Consider the following 1,568-nt stretch of genomic DNA (forward strand, 5'->3'; position numbering starts at 1 on the left):
GACCAAGTGCCACACACCTCTTGCATCCAGGAGTATGAGTCGTCCGACGAAACTCGGACAGGTACCGCGCCACCGCCGGGAAAGCTCGACCTCTTGCTGCCCGTCCCCCCTGCTCGTGCGGGGCGGGCGAGGCTTTGAAAATGGCTGCTTCCCGGCGGTGGACCGCGGCTGGCGTAGACGCTCAATAGGGGCATGAGGCCCAACCCAGGGCCACTGGATGCATGCGCATCGCCAGCCCAGCGGGACCCGCCCGGTGACACACCAACCACCCAGGAGGACGGTTGCTCGCAGGCATCGACACCCACAAAGACACCCTCGCGGTCGCGGTCATCGACGAGCACGGACGCCTCGTCGACCAAGTCCAGGTCCCCAACTCAGAACAAGGCTTCGCCAAGCTCACCGACCTGCTGCTCGGCCACCGCGTGCACCGCGTCGGCATCGAAGGCTCCGGCAGCTACGGCCGCGCCGTCGCGATCCACCTGGCACTCGCCTGGCCACCCGCACCCGACCCCGAACACCCAGCCGGCGAGTCCCGTCCGGAACTGGAAGTGGTCGAAGTACCGACCCTGATGACCAGCCGGGAACGCCGCGCCCAGCTGCGCGGGAAGACCGACCCGGTCGACGCGCTCGCAGTCGCGCGGGTCACCGCCCGTGAGCCCAAGCTCCCTCCGGTCCGCCTGGCCACCGGCCCTGCCTCCGACCTCCGCGCGCTGCTGGACTACCGCGAGGACCTCCTCCACGAGCGCACCGCCCTGGCCAACCGAGTCCACGCCGACCTGACCGGTCTACGTCCCGGCTACCAGCACCACATCGGCAGCCTCACCAACCGCACACGCGTCCAGAAGGCCCTCGACCTGCTCGACGACCTGGACGGCGCTCATGGTGCCCGCGTCCAGATCACGCGTCGTCGACTTCAACGAGTGCTCGCCATCGATGTCGAGGCAGCCGAGCTAAAGCAGCAGATCACGCGGCTCGTGGCCACGACCGGCACCTCCCTGACCGACATCCACGGCATCGGTCCGGTGGTGGCTGGCCGGCTGCTGGCCGAGGTCGTCGACGTGCGTCGCTACCCCCACCGCAACGCCTTCGCGGCCGCCAACGGCACCGCCCCGATCCCTGCATCCTCCGGGCGCACGGTGCGCCATCGGTACAACCCCGGCGGCAACCGGCAGCTCAACAAGGCGCTCTACACGATCGCTATCACCCAGATCCGGGGCGACACCGAAGGCCGCCGCTACTACGACCGCAAACGCGCAGAAGGAAAGACCGGCCGCGAAGCACTGCGCTGCCTCAAACGACGGCTCTCCGACCTCGTCTACCGCGTCATGACCGAAGACATCGCTGACCAGCCAGCAACAACGCCAACCAACCCCCTTGCACCAGACGCCGTCACCCAGGGCATCGAGGTGGCGGTGGGCGCGCCCGACGCGAACGAGGCACGACTAACGGCCTGAAGGCCAGCGGCGTGACAGAACTTTCAGCCCCGATCCTGCTCTTCGCTGAAGCGATCAGCACGCACCCACCGCCAAGAAGATTACCTCCGAAGCCTTGCCAACATAGGGGCCCAT

Annotated in this window: 1 protein-coding gene; it reads left to right on the forward strand. The window is 68.0% G+C overall.

Translation table 11 applies throughout. The features are described 5' to 3' along the window. Nucleotides 1-281: 281 nt before the first annotated feature. Nucleotides 282-1,454, forward strand: coding sequence for an IS110 family transposase (locus G6553_RS20540; protein ID WP_207620089.1), 1,173 nt, complete (start codon nucleotides 282-284; stop codon nucleotides 1,452-1,454). Nucleotides 1,455-1,568: the final 114 nt, after the last annotated feature.

The organism is Nocardioides sp. IC4_145, assembly GCF_011250565.1.
In the GTDB taxonomy this organism is placed as follows: domain Bacteria; phylum Actinomycetota; class Actinomycetes; order Propionibacteriales; family Nocardioidaceae; genus Nocardioides.